Origin of the sequence: Chryseobacterium sp. Bi04 (genome assembly GCF_918698085.1) — a bacterium.
Classification (GTDB): Bacteria; Bacteroidota; Bacteroidia; order Flavobacteriales; family Weeksellaceae; genus Chryseobacterium.
Genome location: NZ_CAKKLP010000018.1, coordinates 1 through 16,867, shown reverse-complemented (window position 1 = coordinate 16,867; position 16,867 = coordinate 1). Strand labels below are relative to the sequence as shown.

At 35.3% G+C, this 16,867-nt stretch carries 16 protein-coding genes; 12 read left to right on the top strand and 4 right to left on the bottom strand.

The features are described from left to right. Positions 1-272 precede the first annotated feature (272 nt). Entirely contained in the window at positions 273-2,420 is a 2,148-nt protein-coding gene (locus LQV47_RS20555) for a DNA mismatch repair protein MutS (protein ID WP_230041002.1), read from the bottom strand. A gap of 141 nt (positions 2,421-2,561) precedes the next feature. Between LQV47_RS20555 and LQV47_RS20550 the strand changes: the two genes are divergently transcribed. Then, positions 2,562-3,071: a GNAT family N-acetyltransferase gene (locus LQV47_RS20550; RefSeq protein ID WP_230041001.1), complete on the top strand. Its 510-nt coding sequence runs from the start codon at positions 2,562-2,564 to the stop codon at positions 3,069-3,071. A gap of 74 nt (positions 3,072-3,145) precedes the next feature. Beyond that, complete coding sequence (locus tag LQV47_RS20545; RefSeq protein WP_230041000.1) at positions 3,146-3,787, top strand: uracil-DNA glycosylase; 642 nt, start codon at positions 3,146-3,148, stop codon at positions 3,785-3,787. Here the strand turns inward: LQV47_RS20545 and LQV47_RS20540 are convergent. Both LQV47_RS20540 and LQV47_RS20535 read right to left on the bottom strand, forming a co-directional pair. Beyond that, a complete protein-coding gene (locus tag LQV47_RS20540) occupies positions 3,774-4,277 on the bottom strand; it encodes a hypothetical protein (RefSeq protein WP_230040999.1) in 504 nt (167 codons plus the stop codon). The genes LQV47_RS20545 and LQV47_RS20540 overlap by 14 nt on opposite strands. Positions 4,278-4,293: 16 nt before the next feature. Further along, the gene (locus LQV47_RS20535) at positions 4,294-4,785 is read right to left on the bottom strand and encodes a DUF456 domain-containing protein (protein WP_230040998.1); all 492 of its coding nucleotides are present in this window, start codon (positions 4,783-4,785) and stop codon (positions 4,294-4,296) included. A gap of 402 nt (positions 4,786-5,187) precedes the next feature. Here LQV47_RS20535 and LQV47_RS20530 point away from each other — a divergent pair, with 402 nt between their 5' ends. The 10 genes from LQV47_RS20530 to LQV47_RS20485 all read left to right on the top strand — a co-directional run bounded on the left by LQV47_RS20530 (position 5,188) and on the right by LQV47_RS20485 (position 15,151). Continuing rightward, positions 5,188-6,453, top strand: coding sequence for a mechanosensitive ion channel domain-containing protein (locus tag LQV47_RS20530; protein ID WP_230040997.1), 1,266 nt, complete (start codon positions 5,188-5,190; stop codon positions 6,451-6,453). 140 nt (positions 6,454-6,593) lie between these two features. Continuing rightward, positions 6,594-7,313, top strand: coding sequence for a pyridoxine 5'-phosphate synthase (locus tag LQV47_RS20525; protein WP_230040995.1), 720 nt, complete (start codon positions 6,594-6,596; stop codon positions 7,311-7,313). A gap of 100 nt (positions 7,314-7,413) precedes the next feature. Then, positions 7,414-8,193, top strand: a complete 780-nt coding sequence (locus tag LQV47_RS20520) for an alpha/beta fold hydrolase (protein ID WP_230040994.1) — start codon at positions 7,414-7,416, stop codon at positions 8,191-8,193. Between the two features lie 114 nt (positions 8,194-8,307). After that, on the top strand, positions 8,308-8,544 hold the full coding sequence (locus LQV47_RS20515; protein WP_230040993.1) for a microviridin/marinostatin family tricyclic proteinase inhibitor: 237 nt from the start codon (positions 8,308-8,310) through the stop codon (positions 8,542-8,544). A 51-nt stretch (positions 8,545-8,595) separates the two neighbouring features. After that, positions 8,596-8,814, top strand: a complete 219-nt coding sequence (locus LQV47_RS20510; RefSeq protein ID WP_230040992.1) for a microviridin/marinostatin family tricyclic proteinase inhibitor — start codon at positions 8,596-8,598, stop codon at positions 8,812-8,814. A gap of 75 nt (positions 8,815-8,889) precedes the next feature. Continuing rightward, positions 8,890-9,846 (top strand): MvdC/MvdD family ATP grasp protein, encoded by a 957-nt coding sequence (locus LQV47_RS20505; protein WP_230040991.1) that lies wholly within the window; start codon positions 8,890-8,892, stop codon positions 9,844-9,846. Then, positions 9,839-10,843: an MvdD family ATP-grasp ribosomal peptide maturase gene (locus tag LQV47_RS20500; protein ID WP_230040990.1), complete on the top strand. Its 1,005-nt coding sequence runs from the start codon at positions 9,839-9,841 to the stop codon at positions 10,841-10,843. The genes LQV47_RS20505 and LQV47_RS20500 overlap by 8 nt, the downstream gene beginning before the upstream one ends. A 320-nt stretch (positions 10,844-11,163) precedes the next feature. Then, positions 11,164-12,177: an NAD-dependent epimerase/dehydratase family protein gene (locus LQV47_RS20495; RefSeq protein WP_230040989.1), complete on the top strand. Its 1,014-nt coding sequence runs from the start codon at positions 11,164-11,166 to the stop codon at positions 12,175-12,177. Beyond that, positions 12,174-13,943: a long-chain fatty acid--CoA ligase gene (locus LQV47_RS20490; protein ID WP_230040988.1), complete on the top strand. Its 1,770-nt coding sequence runs from the start codon at positions 12,174-12,176 to the stop codon at positions 13,941-13,943. Before LQV47_RS20495 ends, LQV47_RS20490 begins: the two co-directional genes overlap by 4 nt. A gap of 149 nt (positions 13,944-14,092) precedes the next feature. Further along, the gene (locus LQV47_RS20485; protein ID WP_230040987.1) at positions 14,093-15,151 is read left to right on the top strand and encodes a diphosphomevalonate decarboxylase; all 1,059 of its coding nucleotides are present in this window, start codon (positions 14,093-14,095) and stop codon (positions 15,149-15,151) included. A gap of 600 nt (positions 15,152-15,751) precedes the next feature. Here LQV47_RS20485 and LQV47_RS20480 read toward each other — a convergent pair. After that, complete coding sequence (locus LQV47_RS20480) at positions 15,752-16,072, bottom strand: GIY-YIG nuclease family protein (protein WP_230040986.1); 321 nt, start codon at positions 16,070-16,072, stop codon at positions 15,752-15,754. Positions 16,073-16,867 lie beyond the last annotated feature (795 nt).

Below are 16,867 nucleotides of genomic sequence, written 5' to 3'. Positions count from 1 at the left end.
AATTAAATGCTTTTCGGAAGATAATTATACTGTTGCAGTTCTTTTAAATCTTGTATTTTCTTTAAATGGCCGTCTGAAATATCTAATTTTTCTTGCCACAGGAAAGAGGAATCAAATGTTGAGTCTTATATTTTTAGATAAAAATGAATGCTGAGGAAAATAAATAGAAGATATTCCTTATGATATAAAGTACAAAAAGAAAGAGAGCACCTTAAGATGCTCTCCATTAGCTATTTTAGATTAATTTTCAAATTAACCCATTCTCCAATTGATTAAATTCTTTCAAGTTCCTCCGCATCAATAGTCGTTTTGAAAGTTCCGTAATTGACAATTACTTTGTTTCGGGATATTTTTTCAATGGTCCCTACACTGGTGCTTCCTGTGATGCGGACACGTTGTCCCACCTTCATCCAAACAGCACGGTCACTTTTACGTTTTTCCTCCAGTTTTTCATTGGTTTCAGCAATCTTTTCAATCACATCTTCCTTTTTAAGCTGTTGGGTAATCTTCCTCTTAACCACCTGAAGACGTTTTGATTCGTCTTTGTCAGCGCCTATCTTTCTAAACTTTTCCTGTTCCAGAAGCTTTACAAAATCCTTTACAACATCTTTCCTTGATTTTCCTTTTGTATAGCTGTCTATGAACGCCTCAATTTTGTTTCCAAACTGAAGTTTACGGTGTTCCTCTTCATAGAGTTTCTGGAAATTAAAGAGCTTTTGCTGAAGCTGTTCATTCAGTTTCTGAAGATTATCACGCTTATCTTCTACAGATTCTTTTCTTTCGGCAAGGTCAGATTTCAGCTTTTCAACCTCAAACTTTTCCTGCTGCAGCTTCACAATGGTCTTATCAAGATTCACAATATCATGTTCCACTTTTTTCTTTGCAGAATGAATAATGAATCTTGGAATTCTATTCTTCTCAGCAACTTCGAATGTGAATGAACTTCCCGCCTGTCCCACTTCCAATTTATACATGGGTTCAAGGGTTTCTTCATTAAACAGCATAGCTGCATTTTCAGCATTGGGAAGTTGTTCTATCACCAGCTTAATGTTGGTATAGTGTGTGGTAATGATTGCAAAACTTTTCTTGTCGTAGAAATACTCCATAAAACTTTCTGCCAAAGCACCTCCCAGTTCCGGATCAGAACCTGTTCCGAACTCATCAATCAGTAAAAGAGTATTCGCATCAGCCTCACGGATGATCCCGGACATTTTTTTCAATCTTGATGAATAGGTGGACAGATGATTTTCAATAGATTGGTTATCGCCGATATCAGTCATCATTTTCTCAAAGAAAAACATTTCAGACTTCGGATGAACAGGAACCAGAATACCACTCTGAATCATCAGCTGTAATAATCCAACTGTTTTCAGCGTAATTGATTTTCCACCGGCATTCGGGCCGGAAATACAGATAATTCTGTTGTGTTCCGTTAAAGCCAGGGTTTGAGGATAGATTGTTTTGTTTTCTACCTTATTTCTTAACCATAATAACGGATGGAAGGCATCCCTCAGCTTTAAGGTTTTATGGCGGTTAATTTTTGGTAATACCCCGTTAATTAAATCTGCAAACTTAGCTTTAGCTCTTGTAAGGTCAAGATCAAAAATATAGATCTGATATCTCCACAGCTGAGGCTGAAACTCTGCCAGCTCACCAGTAAGTTTTCTCAGAACCCTGTCTATTTCTTTTTTCTCTTCCTCTTCACTTTCACGAAGCTTGAAGTAATGCTTTACAACACTGTCCGGCTGGATATAAGTAATGGAACCTGTTTTTGAAATCCCTAATGTTCTGCCCGGAACCCTTTTTTTGAAACCCGATTTTACGGCAAGAACCCTTTGGTCATCAATAATAGTCTCCCTGATATCATCCAAAAAATCACTTTGTCCATAGGTGGTAAGCGCACGGTTGAAATTTTCCTGAATGGCTTTTTTAGCATGCTGGATCTCTGTTCTCAATTCTTTTAAAGCGGAAGAAGCCTCACTTTTTACTTCGCCAAAACGGTTGAAAACTTTATCTACCTTCTCAATAATCTCTTTCTTAAACTCCAGTACAGAAACATCTTCTATAAGGGTAGGGAAGGTTTCCGGCATGGTAGGGAAGAACTTCTGAAGCCTTCCTATTTGTTCTGTGATGGTTTTGATTTTAATGAAAGCACTGTTTTCAAGACGGTAATTTTCAATCAGCATTAATTTCAGCTCATTTTCAATATCTTCATACTCATCAAACGGAATTGCATTTGAACTTTCAAAACTCGACAGATACTCTGATGTTTTTTTCAATGAAAGCTCTGCCTCGTCTATTTCCATCGGACGAAGTTGAAGAATTTTCTCTCGTGTTTTCGGAGAATACGCAAGGGGGGAAATTTCCGCGAGTAATTGCGGAAACTCTAATTCGTCTAAATCTTCTTTATCTATATACACACTGCAAATTTAGTGAGAAAATGTGAATGTAATACGGTGGTAATTTGAAAATGAGCTAATTTGAGAGATTGACAATAAAGAATGAGAAAGGTTTTTCTGATAAAAGTTTTTAATTGATGATGAGTTTAATACATTTGAAGGATGAAACTGGAAACCGAACGATTCATTTTAAAGGAAATCAATGAAAACCATGTAGAAGATATTTTACGGATCCGGAGTAATGAGCTGATTAATCAATATGTTAAAAGGAATTCACCCAAGACCAACTATGACGCTTTAGAATTTATTTTAAGCATCAGGAAAAGAACTCAGAATAAAGAGATCATTTTCTGGGGAATTTCTTATAAAAACCAAAAGAACCTTATTGGAACTATCTGCCTGTGGAAATTCTCAGAAGACCGGAAAACTGCGGAAGTAGGATATGAGCTGCTTCCCGATTATCATAAAAAAGGAATTATGAGTGAAGCATTGAAATCCGTTTTAAATTTTGGATTTAATGACTTAAATTTACAGGAAATTTTAGCTTTCACCAGTAACCAGAATGAAAATTCCAAGGGATTACTTTTAAAGCATAATTTTGTTTTAGAAGAAAACAAAACAGACGAAAAGAATCCTGAAAATGTTATTTTTAGTCTGAAAAAAGCCCTTTAGTTTACCAAAAGACAGTGTTTTTTGATAAAGCAAGAATAGTAAATAATCAAATGAACTCATTATCAAATTGAATTATGACCTGGACAGAAATTTTAGCCCCGATAAAGAATACAGAATACTTTAAAACCCTATGGGAAAAAGTGAAAAATGAATATGCAACTACTAAAGTTTTCCCTCCTAAAGATCAAATTTTCAGAGCGTTAGAATTAACACCGTTTGAAGATATTGAAGTGGTGATCATTGGACAGGATCCTTATCATAATGACCATCAGGCTAATGGGTTGTGTTTTTCTGTTTCCGAACAGGTAACCGCTCCGCCTTCCCTTAAAAATATTTTTATCGAATTAAAAGATGATCTTGGAGTAGTAAGAACTTCTAAAGAATTGGATGACTGGGCAAAACAGGGGGTACTGCTGCTGAATGCAACATTGACCGTTCGTGCCCATACTCCCAATTCTCATAAAGATCTCGGTTGGGAAAAGTTCACTAATTTTATCATAAAAGAAATTTCAGATAAAAAAGAGAATGTAGTTTTTGTACTGTGGGGTGCTTTTGCACAGAAAAAAGCCGAACTTATAGATCCGGCTAAGCATTTTATTCTGAAATCGGCACACCCATCACCATTTTCTGTATACAGAGGTTTTTTTGGAAGCAAGCCTTTCTCAAAAATTAATGAATATCTTGTTTCCAAAGGCAAAAAGCCTATTTCGTGGTAGTCCCTGATGGGCTTTCAGTCGTTTTTATGGTAATCCCGATTTTGTATTTTCCAATCGAAGCTTTTAACCCATCATTTGCCGCTTTAGGATAGGGGGTAACTTCCTGTAATGTAATAGTATATCCGTTGAAATCTGCCGATTGATGATAGTTTCTTGCAGGATGATCCATACTGGCAAGGTTTAACAATACAGGCCTTGTTGTGGTACCCATTACTTCTACTTGGGCAAGAGCGACCCCGGCCCAGATGCAGTTCACGCCTTCAGGACAGCGGCTGTCTTCTGAAATACCTTTAAAGGTCACATTCATCTCATATTCTTTAAGGAATTTATTTTCCCCTTCATTGAAGTAGATAATATCTCCTTTTTGATCTGAAGTTTTGGTGCTGGAACTCATTTCAGAAGTTTTTGTTTCTGTTTTTGTTTTCTTTTGGGCATCGCATCCTGTTAATGCGAGTATTCCAAGACTGAAGATAAGGACTTTATGGAACATAGTTTCTTTTTTTTATTTAAATAATAGTAAGCATATTGAGTAATACCACCAAAAACATTGCCACACCTACTACAAAACTGAAACCCGTTCCGTAAATGAACCCGATAAAGGCTCCTTTGGTGGATTGCAGGGCTTTGTTCATGTCTTTACTGTCATGAAGTAATTCTCCAATAAATACTCCGGCAAACATCCCGATCAGAAAGCCTAACGGAATAGGGATGAAGATTCCTACAATGGTCCCGATGACAGAACCAATGCTTCCCCAGCGTGTTCCTCCGTATTTTCTGTTGGTTTTTGCAGGAATTACATAGCTCAATACCACTGATGCGGCAGTAAGAATTCCAAATGCCCAGATATAAATCATCGAAAGATCTGCATCAGTCCCGAATTTATAAATCAAAAGTCCGCAGATACTTAATAGCAGTCCTGGAAGAACCGGAAGAAAAGTTCCTAGAATTCCGACAAACAGCAAAACAAGGCAGAGAATATTAATAATTGTGGTATCCATTCTTAAAAAAATATAGATGCAAGATAAAAAAAGTGGCCTTATAAAAAGCCACCTTTATATTTTAATTGAAAATTTTATTACAGTGTCCCGTCCTAAAATAAGATGACATATTCCAGGATAAGACCTGCTTTCCCCATACTTCCTGTTGTATTTATTTTGATGAGCTTAGTTTTACCAATTGTGATAAATAATTGATAGTAAAACATTAAAAGTGTAATTGTTCTTAGTATTGTCATTTAAATAATATTATGTATAGTCTATTTTCCTTTTATCATTAAGGATTCTGTAGAGTTATTATTGATGGAGCTTTTTTACCGGATATTTGCTGAAGAATATTTTTTGGGATGAAAATTGATGATGAATAGTAAAAATCGTCATTCTTATTTTATAAATTTGCTGTCAATGAAAGATGACCTACAAGAAACCAAAAACTATTTGCAGGAATTAAGCGAACAGTTGTATAATTATATCACCCAGATTTCTCCCACCGGGTTGGACTGGATTGTTCATATCATCGTAAAACTGGCATTGCTTTGTGCTGTATTTTTGATTGTAGACTTTGTTTTTAAATTTGTCATCAATTTTATCTTCCGTTTATTTCATGACCAGGTAAAATTTCCGATTCTAAAATCTATATATCAGTCTAAAATTACCAATTCAGTAGCTCACTTTGCTGCACTGATTATCGTAGGAGCATTGCAGGGCTCTATATTTCCTGAAGGTGTTCTTCCAAAAACAACAATTTTTATTATAAGAAGTGTTAATTTGGGGCTGGTAATGATACTTGCCGGAATGCTTTACAGATCGCTCACTGCATTCCGGAATTATTTTGCAATCAAGCAGGATTTTTATAAAATAATGGCCTTGAATGCCCTTTCTGAAACCGTGAAGATCCTTGGGATTTTTATATTTACAGTAGTAGGGATCTGTGTGGTTTTTGGAATAAAAGGAACTACCATTGTTGGAAGTTTGGGGGCAATTACAGCTGTTTTGGTACTTGTTTTCAGAGATACCATTCTGGGATTTGTAACGGGACTTCACGTAGCGACTTCCAAAAATTTAAAAGTGGGTGACTGGGTAAGTATCCCAAAATACAATATGGAAGGAAATATTACTGAAATAAGCCTTTTAACAACAAAAATCACCAATTTTGATAAAACGGTTTCTACCATTCCTACCTATGATCTGTTGACCACAGAAATCAAGAACCTTCAGGTAATGTCTGAGTCCAATACAAGAAGAATAAAGAAATCCATTTACTTTAATATCAATTCTTTTAAGTTTCTGACAGAGGAGGATATTGAAAGACTGAAAGAAGTGAACCTTATTTCAGGGTATCTTAAAGAAAAAAGTGCTGAGATCAAAAAGGAAAATTCAAGCCTTGAACATCAGGATAAAGTAGTGAACGGAAGACAGCTTACCAATATCGGGGTTTTCAGATATTATGCCCAAAAATATATAGAAAACGAACCTGATGTGGATAAAGACGGAACGAGAATGGTTCGTCAGCTGGATATAACTCCACAGGGGCTTCCTCTTGAGGTTTATTGCTTTGCCAACGATTCCAAATGGGAACGTTTTGAACAGATTCAGGCTGATATTTTTGACCACTTGCTGGTTGCTTCAAAAGAATTTGACCTCGAGGTAATGCAGGTAAGTAAAGTATAACAATGAGAAACTGGAAAGTAGAGACCAATTAGTCTTTAGAATCTTAATAAAAAATAACATTAAGAGCTAGAATCAGAGGTTAATAGTACAATAATATTAGTCTGACATCTGAAGTCTAGCGTCTAACATCTTACATAAAAATGACAAAATTAAGCGTAAACATTAATAAAATTGCGACGTTAAGAAATGCAAGGGGTGGTGAAACACCTAGTGTTACTGAAGCTGCTGTAAAAATTCAGGAATTTGGGGGACAGGGTATTACAATCCATCCAAGACCGGATGAAAGGCATATTACAAGAAAAGATGTCTATGATTTGAAACCACTGGTTATCACCGAGTTTAATATTGAAGGAAACCCACATCAGGATTTCATTGATATGGTATTGAAAGTAAAACCGGAACAGGTAACATTGGTTCCCGATGCTGATGATGCTATTACTTCTAATGCAGGATGGGATACAAAAAAACACCTCGATTTTCTTACAGAGATCATTGCAGAATTTAAAAATGCAGGAATCCGTACCTCTGTTTTTCTGGATCCATTACCTGAATTGGTAGAATATGCCGCAAAAACAGGAGCAGACAGAATTGAACTGTATACTGAAGCCTACGCTAAAAATTATGTAACCAATAAAGAGCAGGCCATCAAACCTTATTATGATACAGCGGTTGCAGCTACAGAATTTGGACTGGGAATTAATGCAGGACATGACCTAAGCCTGGATAATCTGAAATATTTTGCAGATCATATCCCGAACCTGCTGGAAGTTTCCATCGGGCATGCTTTAGTTTCTGAAGCACTTTATATGGGATTGGAAAATACAGTTCAGGCTTATTTAAAGAGGCTGGCTAAGTGGTAAAAATAGATACAAGATGCTAGATGTGAGATTTTAGACCAAAGTATTGTGTCTGAGCTGCTCATCTGGAATCTGATATCTGAAATCTATTATCTTAATAAATATGGAAATCTTAAACTCAAAAATATTCGGCGAAAGCTTAACAACTACGCCGCTCCTGGTATTTCACGGATTGTTTGGAATGCTTGACAACTGGGGAAGCTTTGGAAAAGACCTTGGTGAATATCTTCCGGTACATCTGATTGATCTTAGAAATCACGGACGAAGCTTTCATTCGGAAAGTATGTCCCATGATGATCTGGCAGACGACATTGCCCGTTATATGGATCATTATGGAATTCAGAAAGCTCATGTCTTAGGACATTCTTTAGGTGGGAAGGCTGTCATGCAGTTTGCTTTAAAATACCCTGAAAGAGTAGGAAAGCTTATTGTGGTAGATATTTCTCCGAAAGCTTATCCTCCGCACCATCAGGGCATCATAAAAGCACTGGAAACGGTAGACTTCAATACAGTAGGTTCAAGAAATGATGTTGAAACAGTCCTTAGTCAATATATTCCCGAAAAGTCTACTATTCAGTTTTTAACTAAAAACCTGTATTGGGATGATAATAAGAAGCTAAACTGGAGATTCAACCTGAAGACTTTGTCTGAAAAATATAACGAATTTGTCTCTAATGCAGTTAAATTTGGGGTTTTTGAAGGAGATACTTTATTTATTGCCGGTGATAAATCCAATTATATTCTGCCACAGGATGAATATGGTATTAAACAGCAGTTTCCTAAGGCGACTGTTGTTACCGTAAAAAATGCAGGACATTGGGTGCAGGCAGAAAATCCTGTGGATTTTGCAAAAGTTGTCAAACAATTTCTTGCTTTGAGTTAAAACTATACATCATTTTTGTTATATATGTTAAAATTTTATTAAAATAATTAATTATTTCTCCATGAGTTGAATTTTTTGTACTTTGGTTTATCAAAAAAATAAAATTTTTAACTTATGGAAAACAAAAATTCAAAGAAGAAGCCATTTTTCGCATCTTTCTTAGAAAAACAGCTTAAAGATCCTGAAACAGTGAAAGGAGGTGCTATTACTTCAGTAAGTCTGGATAATGTTACTTCGGTTATCAAGGATTCTCTTACTTCAGCACTTGAAGATAACGTTTCTCTTCCGGGGCATGATAACGTAACAATGAAATATCCATCCGATAGCGATGAGTCGGGAGATGAATTATAATTCAAATCCAAATTATCATTATATCAATTCCCAAAAATAAAATTATAACTTATGGAAAACAAAAATTCAAAAAAGAAACCGTTTTTCGCATCATTTCTAGAAAAACAACTTAAAGAACCTGAAAAAGTAAAAGGAGGATTAGAAATTACAATTCCTGAAAGGGATGTGATTACAAAACCGATTATCGACACTGTAACATCTGCGCTGAAGGATATGGAACACACGATGAAGTACCCTTCTGATGGTGATGATGATTCTTTAGAAGTATAAGTAATAGAACAGAACAAAACTATAGTAAGGGGAAACTTAAAACATTAAGTTTCCCTTTTTAATAAAAACCGGCTCATGATTCTCTGTATTACACACTCACAGGATTTCTATAATATCGATCTCTTTTTTGAATATCTTAACTCCAAACATATTCCATATTTCAGACTGAATTCTGACAAAATGAACCATTTTCAGAAAATCAGTATCAATGAAGATTCATTCGAACTGACGGATGAATTGGGAAATACTCTTCACTCGCATGATGTTAAAGGGGTTTGGCATAGGAAAGCCTGGAAAATAAGCGTTCCGGAGGAGCTGGATGAAGACTATGAGAAAATTTTCCTGAAAGAATACGGAAGCCTCCGAAATAATCTGATAACAATTTTAGAAAATATTCCGTGGATCAACCCTTCTGAAAAAGAAAGGAAAATTGATGGAAATAAAATGTTTCAGCTTAAAATCGCTCAAAAGAATAATCTGACCATTCCCAAAACGATATTTTCCAACGACGAAGGAAAGATCACTGCTTTTTTTCATAAGTATTGTAATGGAAAAGCGATTGCCAAACTTCACAGTGTGGCCGTTAAAGCAATGAGTGGTGAAAGCCAGATTTCTACTACTATTATTGAAGAAGATACTCTGGTCAATATTTCGGATATTGCGTATTGTCCCATGATTTTTCAGCCTTATATCGATAAAGAATATGAGCTGAGAATAATATATGTGGACGGAGAATTTTTTACAGGTAAAATTAATAACAGTGAGAATGTTGATTGGCGTGTCGCTCATGAAAGTTATTTTTGGTCCACCTATGAATTACCGGAAGATATCAAAAAAAATATAAGTTCAATGATGAAAGAAATGGGGCTTTATATGGGAGCTATTGATATGATAAAAGGGAGAGATGGGAGCTACTACTTTCTGGAAGTGAATCCACAGGGAGAATGGGGAATGTTGCAGAAAGAACTGAACTTTCCTATAGCACAGAGAATTGCCGACAATCTTATAAAAAGAATCAGTTTCCATGGATAAAATTTTAATTATAACACATACTGCAGATAACTTTTCAATTGAAAAAGTAACAGAATATATCGGAAAAAATGGCTGTGAGGTCATCCGTTTTGATGTAGACTTATATCCTTTACAAAATAAACTGTCAACTGTTTTTCAGGATGGAAAATGGGTAAGTATTCTTGAAACCCAGGAGGTAAAATACCGCTTAGATGATATTTCCGCCATCTGGTACAGAAGGGCTTACAATATGGGAAAAGGCTTGAGAGACGAGCTGGAAGCTAAATTTTACGGAGCTGCAATGGGAGAGATCCGCAATACCATTTTTGGTTTTATTGAATCTGTAGATGTCTATTCATTGGGGAAACCAAGTGTCTACCGAAGACTTGACAGTAAAGAAGAACAGTTGAAAGTGGCAGATAAGATAGGGCTTAAAATTCCTGAAACCTGCCTTACCAATAACCCTGAAGAAGCCAGAAAGTTTATTCTTAAACATCAGAATGTAGTGGCCAAAATGCAGACCGGATTTGCTATTTATGAAGATGGTGTGGAGAATGTGGTTTTTACAAATGTTGTCAGTGAAGACAGGCTGGAAGAGCTGGATTCACTTTTGTATTGCCCAATGCAGTTTCAGAAGATGATTGAGAAGAAAAAAGAACTCAGGGTTACTATCGTAGGAAGAGATGTATATGCTTTTGAGGTAGATTCCCAACAGTTTGAAGATTCAAAAGTAGACTGGAGGAAAGATGGTGTGAATCTGATCGATAAATGGGTAAGAACGGAACTTCCGGGAGATGTGGAAGAAAAATTATTAGAACTCCTGGATGTATACAACGTTGATTATGGAGCAATAGACATTATTGTTTCCCCTGAAGACGAATACTTCTTTATTGAAATCAATGCTGCAGGAGAGTTTTTCTGGCTGGATAATCTTACAGAAGAAAACCTTATCTCTAAAAGTATTGCAGATGTCCTCTGCGACAAAGCTCCAAGAAGAAATAATATGGTTACAGCATAAAAAAATAAAAGGATTTTTCTCCAATAACTGTCATTCCTTAGGAATCTAAGCTATCCAATTTTAAAATAGCATATCCGGATTTCTGAGGAATGACAATTTATTTCCGGAGCTTTTACAGACCCTGGCTTGGAGAATGATTCCGCATTATTTGGCCATTTTATGATCTACAGGATGATAATATTGGTTAAATTAAGTTGAATTATGCTTTAAAAATCGCAAATTTGCAGAAGCAGTTTTTCAAAACATTTTTGCAGAAGAATGAAGAATTGCCGGATAGAAAATATTGTCATATTTTAGTCAGCAATCAAGTAACATAATTAATGGTTTTTGTAACGGGTGCTACCGGAATTCTGGGAAGAATACTTGTGTTGGAACTTCTTAAAAGAGGTAAAAACGTAAGAGCTTCCAAAAGACCGGGCAGCAATTTAAACGAAGTAAGGCATTCATATCGCTTTTATACTGAGAATCCTGATGATTTTTTTAATAAGATCGAATGGATAGATGTAGATTTTAATGATCTCAATACTCTTCAGGCCGCTTTAAAAGGAGTAGAAGAAGTGTATCATTGTGCCGCTAAAGTAAGCTTTCATCCCAAAGATGAAAAAGAAATGTACCATACCAATATAAAAGGGACAGAAAACCTGTTGTTTGCCTGTGAAGGATCTGATGTGAAAAAATTTCTGCACGTAAGCTCTGTTGCTGTTTTGGATAATTTTAATGAAAAGGGGGAGCTGGATGAAGATTCTGATTTTAATCCGAAAATTGAACATTCTGCTTATGCTATTTCCAAACATCTATCTGAAATGGAAGCCTGGAGAGCTTCTGCAGAAGGACTCAATGTAGCTATCCTCAATCCGGGAATGATCATTGGAAGCGGAAACTGGAACCAAAGCAGTGGAGAGCTTTTTTCTACCTTTGCTGATAATGGTTTTACCTTTGCAGGAGGTTCCGCTTATGTAGATGTAAGAGATGTGGCAAATATTGCTATAGAATTGCTTGAGAATAATATTTTTGGAGAACGGTTTATCATTGTTTCTGAGAATAAAAGATTTACAGATCTTGCGAAACAAATCAGAACAAGGCTAGGTCTTAAAGATGCTAAAGTACTTCAGGAATCGCTATTGAATCTTGGAAGAATAGCTAATATACTTCTCGGATGGCTGATTCCCAAGCTGAAGATGGTGACCAAATCAAATATTGAAGCGATATCCTCGTTCAACACTATTTCCAATCAAAAAATAAAAGATAAACTGAAGTATCAGTTTATTCCTGTACAAGAAAGTATAGACTTTCACCTGAACAATTATATTAACGACAAAAAGCTGAAGAAATGAATCTGGCAGAGGCAATTATCCTTAAAAATGTAGAAAAACATCCTATAAAAGCTGCTATAGGCTTTAAAAAGAAAGATGAGGCCTGGAAAGAGCTGAGCTGGCAGAAATTCAGTGAAATTATTTTTAAAACAGCCAATGCTCTGAAAGAAGCAGGAGTTCAGGAAGACGATAAAGTGGCTATTTATTCAGACAATTCTTCTGAATGGATGATCTGCGATTTGGCAGCAATGTCTATCGGAGCGATTACCGTTCCTGTTTATTCTACAAATAATGCCGAACAGGCTGAGTATATCATCAATGATTCCGGTGCTAAGGTTGTCTTAGTTGGAGATCAGGCTCAGTATGATGCTTGTCTGGAGATTTTACATAAAGAAGGAAATAACCTTGATACCATTATTATTTCTAAGAAATCTGTATGGATCAAGAAAGAATTTAACAGCTTCTACCTTGAGGATTTTATAGCAAAAGCTTCTTCAACACTGGAAATCTGTAAAAGAGAATATGAAGATACAGCAACGCTGATCTATACTTCCGGAACAACCGGAACACCAAAAGGAGTAATGCTTACCCACGGAAATTTTATTAAAGCCTTTGACTCGCACTTTGAGTTTTTTAAGTTTAAAAACTTTGAAGAAGAACTTTCATTGGCATTTTTACCTTTAAGTCATGTTTTTGAAAGAAGCTGGAGCTTACTTTGCCTCTATGGAGGAGCAAGGGTCTACTTCCTTGAAGATCCGAAAAACGTAGCAAAAGCAATGGAAGAGGTAAAGCCTACCACCATGTGTGCGGTGCCGAGATTTTTCCAGAAAGTATATGCCGGAGTATTGGAAAAAGCCGAGGAAGGTTCATCATTTAAGAAAAAAATCTTTGACTGGGCTTTAAAAACAGGGTGGGAAACTGCAGAGTTTAGAAGAAATGAAAAGCCTGTTCCTTTTGGATTGAAATGTAAAGAATCTATTGCAGATATGCTGGTTTTCAGTAAAATAAAGGAGAAAATGGGAGGCCGGTTATGGTTCCTGCCTTGTGGAGGTGCTTCTTTATCCCCTGAAGTAACCAAATTCTTTGAATCTGTAGGAATCCATGTGACAGTAGGGTATGGGTTGACAGAAACTACAGCTACTTTAACACTTTTTCCTTTGACTCATTTCGAGCATGGTACCAGTGGAAAGCCGCTGCCGGGGGTAGAACTTAGGATTGGAGAAAGTGATGAGATCCAGGCTAAAGGAAACGGAATTATGAAAGGATATTACAACAGACCTGAAGAAACTCAGAAAGTTTTTACCAGTGATGGATGGTTCAAAACGGGTGATGCAGGGAAAATTGATGAAAAAGGAAACCTGATCATTACAGACCGAATCAAAGATCTGATGAAAACATCCAACGGAAAATATATTGCTCCACAACAAATTGAAAACCTTCTGACCAATAATAACTTTATACAGCAGATCATGCTGGTTGCAGAGGGAAGACAATTTGTTTCTGCATTAATTGTTCCGAATTTTGAATTCCTGCAGGACTTTATCAAGAATAATACTATTCCGTTTACAAGCTGGGAAGATATAGTAACCAACGAAAAGGTGATCAACTTTTATAAAGATAAAGTGAAAGAATTGCAAAGCCATCTTGCCGATTATGAGAAAGTGAAAAAATTTACCTTAATGCCGGCAGAATTTGACATCAATACTGGAGAAATTACTCCTACACTGAAAGTCAAAAGAAATGTAGTACTTAAAAAATATGCGGATATTATTGAGAAAATGTACTAATTGTAAAATTTTATAAACATATTATTTTTCAAAAATCCCTGGTTTTTACGAATATCTTGATTGATATAAGAATTCTCCTCTTCTGGAGGAGTAGCAAATCAAAGATTAGTCGGGGTGATTAAAAAAATTCTTACCACTTAAAATAAACGATGACAACACAAGAATTTATAGGAAATCCAAACTTTACGATTCATACTCAGACCGTTTCAGAAAGCTGTCCGTCTAATATTGCCTTGATTAAATATTGGGGGAAATATGAGAATCAGATTCCTGCTAATCCGAGTATCAGTTATACTTTAAATCACTGTAAAACTAATACTTCAATGGAGTTTGTGGCTGATGAGCCTTTTTCTGTTCATACTTTTCTGGCAGGAAATGAGGAAGTACAATTTGCCGAAAAAATTGAAAAATATTTCAAAAATATTGAACAGTATTTACCTTGGATCTTAAAAGGAAAATATATTATCAGAACAGAAAATACATTCCCGCACAGTTCAGGAATAGCGAGTTCAGCTTCAGGATTTGGAGCTATTGCTAAATGCCTGATGACAATGGATGAAATGTTTACAGGAAAAACTTCTGAAGAAGGATCCTTAAGAAAGGCTTCATTCTTAGCCAGGTTAGGAAGCGGAAGCGCATGCAGAAGCCTATATAACGGATTGGTGGTTTGGGGAGAAACAGATGAGGTTGAGAATAGTTCTGATCTATTTGCTGTACCTTATCCGGATCATGAGATTCACGATACTTTCAAAAGCTTTAATGACTGGGTTTTATTAATCCATGAGGGGCAGAAAAGTGTTTCTTCTACAGTGGGACACGGTTTAATGAAGACCAATCCATATGCAGAAAGAAGATTTCAGGAAGCAAGAGAAAATTTTGTTCCGATGAAAGAGATCCTGAAAAGTGGAAACATGGACCAGTTTATTAAATTGGTTGAACATGAAGCGCTTACTCTTCATGCGATGATGATGATGAGTGATCCTGCTTTTATTCTGATGAGAACCGGAACACTGGAAGTGATCAATAAGATTTGGGATTTTAGAAAAGAAACCGGATTATCTTTATTCTTTACACTGGATGCCGGAGCTAATGTCCACCTTTTATTCCCAAATAACGGAACTGAAGAAAAAATAAAAACATTCATTGAAGAAGAACTGCTGCAGCATACCCAGAAGAATGGAGTAGTGAAGGATGTGATGAGGTTTTAGAAAACAGATAATATTCAATAAAAGTGGGCTTTAGCTCACTTTTTTTATTGCCCAAACTTATTGATATTCCTATCAGTGCTTTTGTCATTCCATAGAATCTAAACAATGTAAATAAATATCGCAGTCAATACGATACTCTTTTTATACTTTAACATTAAGAAGCTGGGATTCCTGCAGAATGACAAACTGAATGCTTTATTTTATGTAAATGATGAAAAAATAAGTTTTTATCAGATGTAATTATAGATATTTCTATCAGTGCTTTTGTCATTCCGTAGGAATCTAAACAATGTAATAAACATCGCCGTCAATACGATACTCTTTTTATACTTTAACATTAAGAGACCGGGATTCTTGCGCAATGACAAACTGAATGCTTTATTTTTATGTAAATGATGAAAATAGGTTTTTTATCAGATTATAATTATAGATATTTTTATGAGTGCTTTGTCATCCCGTAGAATCTAAACAATATAAATAAACATCGCCGTCAATACAGTACTCTTTTTATACTCTAAGATTAAGAACTGGGATTCCTGCGGAATGACAAAGATTATGTTTAAATTTCTATAACCTGAATTCATTACTTGAAAACATAGCTTAAAACCAATGTTCAAACAGGTAATTCAAAAACTCTAAATTCGGGTTTACTTCTCTTATTAATTCCAGTTTTTTTATTCTTGACCAACTTTTAATCTCTTTTTCTCGTTCAATTGCATGGTGAATCCAGTTGTATTTTTCATAATAAATCAAAAACTCAACATTATATCTTGCTGTAAAACTGCTTGGGGTTTTCTTTATTTTATGTTGATATAATCTTTTATGAAGGTTACCTGTAACTCCTGTATAGAGAACAGATCTGTTTTTATTGGTGAGAATATAGATGTAAAATGTATATATTCCTTTTGAAAATTCTATCATTTGTGTATTTGTTTTGTTGTTGTAATATGATTCTATAGGATCATCTTACAACGGTTTATAAATATAATAAACAATACTGTATTCTTTTATACTTTAACATTAAGAAGCTGGGATTCCTGCGGAATGACAAATTGAGTGCTTTATTTTTATGTAAATGATGAAAAAATAAGTTTTTATCAGATTGTAATTATAGGTATTTTTATCAGTGGTTTGTCATCCCGTAGGAATCTAAACAATGGAAATAAACATCGCCGTCATACGATACTCTTTCTATACTTTAAAATTAAAATACTGGGATTCCTGCGGAATGACAAACTGAATGTTTTATTTTTATGCAAATGATGAAAAGATAAGTTTCAATCAGATTATAATTATATATTTATCAGTGCTTTTGTCATTCCGTAGAAATCTAAACAATGGAATAAACATTGCCGTCAATACGATACTTTTTTATACTCTAAAATTAAGAGACTGGGATTCTTGCGCAATGACAAACTGAATGCTTTATTTTTATGTAAATGATGAAAATAGGTTTTTTATCAGATTATAATTATAGATATTTTTATGAGTGCTTTGTCATCCCGTAGAATCTAAACAATATAAATAAACATCGCCGTCAATACGATACTCTTTTTATACTTTAACATTAAGAAGCTGGGATTCCTGCGGAATGATCTGTGTTAAAAAACAAATTATTTAACAAAAATCTTCTCTGTATTTCTCTTTTTTCTTTCCGATGGCAAAGGCTTGTTTTAAAAGTTTGTTGGCAAGAGCAATCTTTGCCACTCTTTCTGC